Source organism: Pectobacterium hainanensis, assembly GCF_046237015.1.
Classification (GTDB): Bacteria; Pseudomonadota; Gammaproteobacteria; order Enterobacterales; family Enterobacteriaceae; genus JBJYIN01.
Window position 1 is genome coordinate 303,307 of record NZ_JBJYIN010000002.1, and the last position, 7,788, is coordinate 311,094.

At 49.2% G+C, this 7,788-nt stretch carries 8 protein-coding genes; 5 read left to right on the forward strand and 3 right to left on the reverse strand.

Annotation, left to right across the window (positions count from 1 at the left end; genetic code table 11):
- Nucleotides 1–12 precede the first annotated feature (12 nt).
- Complete coding sequence (locus tag ACKPVM_RS03510) at nucleotides 13–918, reverse strand: TIGR01777 family oxidoreductase (protein WP_409306930.1); 906 nt, start codon at nucleotides 916–918, stop codon at nucleotides 13–15.
- A 45-nt stretch (nucleotides 919–963) separates the two neighbouring features.
- Entirely contained in the window at nucleotides 964–1,335 is a 372-nt protein-coding gene (gene folX, locus ACKPVM_RS03515; protein ID WP_409306931.1) for a dihydroneopterin triphosphate 2'-epimerase, read from the reverse strand.
- Between the two features lie 314 nt (nucleotides 1,336–1,649).
- Between folX and eat the strand changes: the two genes are divergently transcribed.
- The 5 genes from eat (at nucleotide 1,650) to yfcD (ending at nucleotide 6,666) form a co-directional block, all read left to right on the forward strand.
- Nucleotides 1,650–3,035: an ethanolamine permease gene (gene eat, locus ACKPVM_RS03520; protein ID WP_409306933.1), complete on the forward strand. Its 1,386-nt coding sequence runs from the start codon at nucleotides 1,650–1,652 to the stop codon at nucleotides 3,033–3,035.
- A 76-nt stretch (nucleotides 3,036–3,111) separates the two neighbouring features.
- Nucleotides 3,112–4,503 (forward strand): ethanolamine ammonia-lyase subunit EutB, encoded by a 1,392-nt coding sequence (locus ACKPVM_RS03525; RefSeq protein ID WP_409306934.1) that lies wholly within the window; start codon nucleotides 3,112–3,114, stop codon nucleotides 4,501–4,503.
- Nucleotides 4,500–5,291, forward strand: coding sequence for an ethanolamine ammonia-lyase subunit EutC (gene eutC / locus ACKPVM_RS03530; protein ID WP_409306935.1), 792 nt, complete (start codon nucleotides 4,500–4,502; stop codon nucleotides 5,289–5,291). Before ACKPVM_RS03525 ends, eutC begins: the two co-directional genes overlap by 4 nt.
- A 100-nt stretch (nucleotides 5,292–5,391) precedes the next feature.
- Complete coding sequence (gene yfcE, locus ACKPVM_RS03535) at nucleotides 5,392–5,943, forward strand: phosphodiesterase (RefSeq protein ID WP_409306937.1); 552 nt, start codon at nucleotides 5,392–5,394, stop codon at nucleotides 5,941–5,943.
- 84 nt (nucleotides 5,944–6,027) lie between these two features.
- Entirely contained in the window at nucleotides 6,028–6,666 is a 639-nt protein-coding gene (yfcD, locus tag ACKPVM_RS03540) for an NUDIX hydrolase YfcD (RefSeq protein ID WP_409306939.1), read from the forward strand.
- 105 nt (nucleotides 6,667–6,771) lie between these two features.
- Here yfcD and ACKPVM_RS03545 read toward each other — a convergent pair whose 3' ends face one another.
- The gene (locus tag ACKPVM_RS03545) at nucleotides 6,772–7,632 is read right to left on the reverse strand and encodes a DUF817 domain-containing protein (protein WP_409306941.1); all 861 of its coding nucleotides are present in this window, start codon (nucleotides 7,630–7,632) and stop codon (nucleotides 6,772–6,774) included.
- Between the last annotated feature and the right edge of the window lie 156 nt (nucleotides 7,633–7,788).

Below are 7,788 nucleotides of genomic sequence, written 5' to 3' on the forward strand. Positions count from 1 at the left end.
GCATACACCGTGTTATGGCTGGGCGGATATGACCGCTTTCAACGCCTCCTCCAGTTCGAAGAAACGGAAACCGAACCCGGCGGCTTCCAGCCTTTGTGGTAATGCGCGTTGTCCGCCTAATACTAACGTTGAGGCTTCCCCCATCAGCAGTTTGATGGCAAAACTAGGGGCACGGAGGAAACCGGGTCGATTGAGCACCTGGGCCAGCATGGCTGAAAATTGCTCGTTACGTACCGGATAAGGCGACACCATATTAAATGGTCCGCTGAGTATCGGGTTATCGAGCAGATAAAGGATCCCGTTTACCATGTCATCAATATGAATCCACGGCATATATTGTTTTCCCGACCCCATGGGGCCACCCAGTCCCAGTTTGAAAATAGGCAACATTTTGGCTAATGCACCGCCTTCAGAAGACAGCACAATACCCGTACGTAACAGGCAGACTCGGGTTTTATCACTTTCTGCGGATTGTGCTAATGCTTCCCAGCGTGCGCACAGGTGATGGGTAAATTCATTCGCAGGGGTTTCATCTTCCGTGACTAATGCTTCTCCCTGATCTCCGTAATAACCGACGGCAGAGCCGGAAATAAGGACAGATGGCGGTTCGTTACTCGCGTTAATCAGTTTGGCGAGTTGCTCTGTTATGTTCCAACGGCTTTGGCTCAGTCGCTGTTTCTGTTGTGGTGTCCAACGTTTATCGGCGATGGGTTCACCGGCTAGATTAATGACCGCATCGAAGCCATTTAGCGAGGTTTGGTTATTCAATGTCGACCAATATTCTACCTGGTTGCCCCATATTTCTCGGGCTTTATCAGGATCCCTTGTCAACACGGTGACGTGATGAGCAAGCAGTCGTAATCGTTGAATCAGATGACGTCCGATAAGACCGGTTCCACCGGTAATCAGTATTTGCATGTCTGGCCTCGCTTATCCCTTCATTGTTTTGACCATGATGGCGGGCTATTCCTTGTGATAGCGCATCGTCATGGAAACAGAATCGGCGTATCGCAAGGCAAACAATTTATCGACTTCTACTTCAGCATAGGTGATCCAGTCATGATCGCTGGCAATATTGAGTATATCCTGCGTTAATTTTTCCAAGAGCGCGAAACGTGTTGTCTCGACGTGGTGAATAATGTTTTTGGTGATAGTGCGATAATTTAGTGCATCATCAATATTCTCGCTGTTGCGTGAACGTTCTGCCGGGTAATGGATCACAACGTTAATAACAACATCTTGTCTGTTATTGATTTCCTCTTCTTTTATTCCAATGAACGTGCGCAGTCGTAGGTTTTTTATGCGGATAATTGCATCAGTATGGCGGTATGACATTCATTAGCCCTCATTTTCTTTTCTATTCTGACATGGCTGCATGCGTGGTTTTCTCGCAGTAGGGAAATGTCGAATGGTGTCTTGTTGAGTTTCAACGTTTGTATTCTTAACCATACCAGAAGTGCAAGATAGGCGAATGCGCTTAAAGCAGGCATCAATTGCTGCATTGTAGAGCAGGATGTCTCAAAACAGGGCCAACGATATGCACGTTAGGGCTAAAAACGCCATGTTTTACCGACAGCCAGCGATTCTTTTCATTTGGTACAGTCTTTGCAATACCCCTGAATATTATATTGATATCAGGGGATGGCAGAATGGAAAACAGTAAATCAGAACCGGGGTTAAAACGGACGCTGGGTAGTTTCCACTTATGGGGAATTGCGGTAGGTCTGGTGATTTCCGGCGAATATTTTGGCTGGAGCTATGGTTGGGCGCAGGCAGGGACATTAGGCTTTCTGATTACCGCGCTGGCGATTGCCGCGATGTATTGTGCATTTATTTTTAGCTTTACCGAATTGAGTACTTCGATCCCACACGCTGGCGGACCGTTTGCCTATGCTTATCGTGCATTTGGCCCAACCGGCGGTTTTATTGCCGGTTTTGCTACGTTGATTGAGTTTGTGTTTGCTCCTCCAGCCATTTCAATGGCTATTGGGGCCTATCTGAATGTGCAGTTTCCCTCGTTAGATCCGAAATGGGTGGCGGTTAGCGCCTATCTGATATTTATGGGGCTCAATATTCTTGGTGTTGGTATTGCCGCAACGTTTGAACTGCTGGTCACACTGCTGGCGATATTCGAACTTCTGGTCTTTATGGGGGTCGTTGCGCCAGGATTTGAATGGCAGAATTTTGCCAGCGGCGGGTGGGCTGGATCTGACGAATTTAGCTCGGTAGCCCTTTCCGGTATTTTTGCCGCGATCCCCTTTGCTATCTGGTTTTTTCTGGCGATAGAAGGGGCGGCAATGGCGGCGGAGGAAGCGAAAGATCCTCGTCGAACTATCCCTCGTGCCTTTATCTGTGGCATTTTGACGTTAACGATGCTGGCGATCGGTGTGATGCTGTTTGCTGGTGGTGTAGGCGACTGGCGTCAACTGTCTAATATCAACGATCCGCTGCCTCAGGCGATGAAGTTGATTGTCGGCAGTAACAGCGGTTGGTTACATATGCTGGTATGGCTTGGACTATTCGGCCTGGTGGCGTCGTTCCACGGTATTATCATGGGTTACTCTCGCCAGATTTTTGCGTTGGCCCGTGCCGGCTATCTGCCTAAACCTCTGGCTCGTGTTCATACGCGTTTCCGTACGCCGCACCGCGCCATTTTGGCCGGCGGTGTTGTCGGTATTGCTGCGATCTTCTCTGATTCTTTTGTGACTATCGGCGGTCAGCCGTTGACGGCCAATATTGTGACAATGTCGGTATTTGGTGCCATTGTTATGTATATCACGTCGATGGCGTCACTGTTCAAATTGCGCCGTAGTGAACCCGCGTTGGTCCGTCCGTTCCGCGCACCCTGGTATCCGTTTGCTCCAGCGTTTGCTCTGGCGATGGCGGTGATTTGTCTGGCGGCGATGGTGTATTACAACACGCTGCTGGCGATGATTTTTGCAGCCATGATGCTATTGGGTTATGGCTGGTTCCGTCTGACCAGTACATCGCGTGATACGGCGGCATTTGATCCACAGTTAACCGTTTCTAAATAAAGAATATTTTTTCTGATAAATCAGGCTGCCCACCTTCTGACGTGGGCAGTATTGACATCATGATCGAGGCGAAGGCATGTATCAGACAACGCTCAGTCATCGTCGCTATCGTTTTCACGATTTGCGTGAATTGATGGCAAAGGCGTCACCCGCTCGTTCTGGCGATTTTCTGGCTGGCGTGGCAGCACAAAGTTCAGAAGAACGAATGGCAGCGCGTATGGCGCTGGCAGAGTTGCCATTAAACGAGTTTTTGCAACAGGCGCTTATCCCTTATGAACAGGATGAAGTGACACGCTTGATTGTCGATTCACACGATGGCGCGGCATTCGCGTTGATTTCGCACCTGACGGTAGGCGATTTTCGTGACTGGCTGTTAAGTGAGCAAACGGATAGTGAAAAATTAGCGCGAGTGGCGAAAGGTATTACGCCGGAAATGGCCGCGGCGGTTAGCAAACTGATGCGTAATCAGGATTTGATCTTGGTGGCGAAGAAATGTCGGGTAGTAACGAAATTTCGCAATACGCTTGGGCTGGCGGGGCATATCAGCGTGCGTTTACAACCAAATCATCCAACGGACGATTTGAAAGGCATCGCTGCCAGTATGCTTGACGGGCTCCTATACGGCAGTGGGGATGCTATGGTGGGAATTAACCCAGCCAGTGACAGCTTACCGCTGTTGGAAAAATTGAATTATATGTTGGACGATGTGATTAGCCGTTTTGAAATACCAACGCAATCCTGTGTGCTGACGCATGTCACCAATACGTTGCAACTCATGGAACGTGGTGCGCCGGTTGATCTGGTTTTTCAATCGATAGCCGGTACGGAGGCGACCAACAGCAGTTTTGGTTTTAATCTGGCGACGTTGGAGGAGGCTTATCAGGCGGCGTTAAGTCTGAAGCGTGGCACCTTGGGCAATAACGTGATGTATTTTGAAACCGGGCAGGGGAGTTGTTTGTCCGCTAATGCCAATTACGGTGTCGATCAACAAACCTGTGAAGCTCGTGCCTATGCCGTTGCTCGTCATTTCTCTCCTTTTTTGGTTAATACCGTTGTCGGGTTTATCGGCCCTGAATATTTGTATGACGGTAAACAAATTATCCGTGCGGGTTTGGAAGACCACTTCTGCGGTAAGTTGATGGGGGTCCCGCTGGGGTGTGACGTGTGTTACACCAACCATGCCGAGGCCGATCAGGATGACATGGATACTTTGCTGACGTTGCTTGCCAATGCCGGACTAACATTCCTGATGGGGATCCCCGGTGCGGATGACATCATGCTGAACTACCAGAGTACTTCTTTCCATGATGCGTTATATATCCGTGAGTTACTGGGGCTAAAACATGCTCCCGAGTTTGGTGAATGGCTGGAAAAAATGCGCATCATTGATACTCAAGGGCGTCTGTGTGATACCAGTCGTCATCATCCGCTGCTACAACATCAACCTTATCTGGAGGGAGGCCGATGAGTGAGATCATCCACGATAATCCCTGGGAAGCGTTACGTGAGTTTACGGCGGCGCGCATCGCGCTAGGGCGTACTGGTGCAAGTCTGCCAACTCGTGAACTGTTGCACTTCGGCATGGCCCATGCGCAGGCCCGCGACGCGGTTCATCAGGCCTTTGATAGTGAGATGTTGGCGAATGAATTGGAACTCGTGGGATTAAACACGTTGACGGTTCACAGTGCGGCACCAACGCGAGAGCAATTTTTGTGTCGGCCAGACTTAGGTCGTCGCCTGTCTGAAGCCAGTCGTACGCTATTGATGAACGCATCGTTCCCCCCAGCCGATCTGCTATTGGTGATCGGTGATGGTTTATCCTCCAAAGCCGTGCATCGGCAGGCCGTCCCCCTTATTTTGGCGTTGCAGCCGTACCTCAAGCTGCTTGGATTATCTCTGGCTCCCATTGTGTTGGCACATCAATCTCGTGTTGCGTTAGGTGATGATATTGGTGAATGCTTACGGGCCAAAGCGGTAGCGATACTGATTGGTGAACGCCCCGGCCTTTCGTCACCGGATAGCCTGAGTGTTTACATGACATGGGGGCCGCATATTCGTCGCCTTGAGTCGGAGCGTAACTGTATCTCGAATATTCGTCCTGAGGGGCTGGATTATCCTCTGGCGGCGTTCAAATTGGCCTGGCTGCTAGAGCAATCTTTCCAACGGCGTTTGTCGGGTGTCCAACTCAAAGATGAAAGTGATAATCCGGCGTTGCACGGGGTAATTACGCCGCCACGCGCCTTATTGATGCGCTGAGCGCACTCGATGCATTATTTATACTGAATTCATACTAAGATTGAACACACAACTTTGTTAGACTAATCCCATTGTTGGTGAAGCGACATTGGGGATAACGATGAAGTTGATGTTTGCATCTGATCTACATGGATCGTTGAGTGCGACAGAGCAAGTGCTATCTCTGTTTGAAAAACAGGGGGCGGACTGGCTGATTCTCTTGGGGGACTTTTTGAACCACGGTCCCCGGAATCCATTACCTGATAACTATCAACCTGCGGAAGTGGCTGCTCGCCTGAATATTTACGCCAAACGTATTATTGCGGTGCGTGGAAATTGCGATAGCGAAGTGGATCAAATGCTGCTGCATTTCCCGATTACCGCACCTTGGCAACATGTGCTATTGCCGAAAAATCGTCTTTTCCTGACGCATGGGCATATTTATCATCCTGATAACTTACCACCGTTAAATGCGGGTGATGTCTTGGCTTATGGGCATACCCATATCCCGATCGCTGAGCAGCGGGAAGGGATATATCATTTTAATCCAGGTTCGGTTAGTTTACCCAAAGGCGGTTACGCAGCGAGCTATGGGATGTTGGAAGATGATGTTTTATACGTTCTCCCTTTGTTGGGGGGAGAGCCTATTGCACAGGTCACCATTAGGCTCTAATTTGTCTGTGCTACTCGATTAATAACATCGACTATTTAAAACAGATGCGCGTTATCACGCGCCAATACTAAAGGGTTTCAAAGGATGGCGGAACAAAATCAGCCAGCAGGCACTGAGTGGGTAGATATCGTCAATGAGGACAACGAGGTCATCGCTCAATCGAGTCGTCAGCAGATGCGTGCTCAGAGTCTTCGTCATCGAGCGACTTACATTGTGGTGCATGATGGCATGGGTAAGATTTTGGTGCAGCGTCGTACCGAGAGTAAAGACTTCTATCCCGGATGGTTAGATGCAACTGCTGGTGGGGTTGTTCAAAGCGGTGAACAGATGCTTGAATCTGCTCGTCGTGAAGCCGAAGAAGAGCTCGGTATTGCTGGCGTTCCATTTGCGGAGCATGGTCTGTTTTATTATGAAGCAGAGAATTGCCGCGTATGGGGCGGGTTGTTCAGCTGTGTTACCCACGGCCCTTTTGCGTTGCAAGAGGCTGAGATTGATGAGGTCAGTTGGCTGTCGCCAGAAGAGATTACGGCACGCTGCGATGAGTTTACGCCGGATTCACTTAAGGCGCTGTCGCTGTGGTTAACGCGCTATAACGATCGGGAGTATGGTAAACCGATTTCCCGCAAACCGAGCGAAGAAGAGGTCGATACACCAGCAGTCGCGATCTCTCAAGATGAAAATGGCAGCAACGTCGAGCCATCGGAAATCGATTCGCACAAATAATGGCGTAGCCCCTATTATCCTTCCGCCGCTACATTTTCTCTGTCGCGGCACCTTGTTTTCTATATGAGCGATACGCGCTACATGATCGATACGAACAGCTCGCTATCACTCGGGAATATGAATGCTCTTTTTGATGTCTTTCAGATAAATCACGATAGTGAATGTCATGATGACTAACAATGACCATGAACTCCATTTCCCTACATGGACCATCGACCAGGCACCGAGTTGTTCGGGATAGCGCCAGATGCTGAAAAAGGTACTGATATTTTCAGCTAGCCAGATAAAAAAACCGATCAGAATAAAAGCCAACGACAGCGGCATGCTCCGTTCTTTATCGTAAGGTGTGAAGACTACGGTGGTGCGAGCATAGAGGCCGACGGCGAGAGCGGCGATATACCAGCGATAATCGCCGATATAATGATGAGTGAAAAAATTGGCATAAATGAGCAGTGCCACCAGCGTTGCCAACCAATAAGGCGGATGATGGCGAATTTTTATATCAAACAATCTCCAGGACTGAATAATATAGCTACCCACTGAGGCGTACATGAACCCGGCGAATAGCGGTACACCAAGCACTTTGGTGTAGGCGAAGTCAGGGTAAGACCAGGAACGAATGCCTGATGATGTTTTGAATACTTCCAGCGCAAAGCCTACCAAGTGGAACAGCGTGACGGCTTTTAGTTCGTCCCATGTTTCCAGTTTGCTGGCAATCATCCATCCCTGAATCAAAATGGCAAAGATCAGTAGCAAATCATAGCGAGGGATGGAAAACCAGCCACCTTTCGGCATGCTGAAAACTACGAGAAAGAACAAACCAACGAAGAGGCAAGCGCGAGCTTCTTTGACGCCGAAATAGAGAAATTCAACAACCAAGCGGGTTAACCCTTTTGGTGATGAAGGCGTTACTCCCTTAGTCAGTCGCTGTTGAAAGTGCTGATCCAGCATTCGTATCATTGCCATCCGTAAACCTTGTGTTATGACGATTCTTAAGTGGATTTGGGCTTTCAGGTAATTTTCAGGTAAGTCACGATAAAAAATGCCAGCCCGAGGGCTGGCATCAGTATACCCGTCATACTTCAAGTTGCTTGTGCGTTGGCTGCGCTCACTCACCCGAAT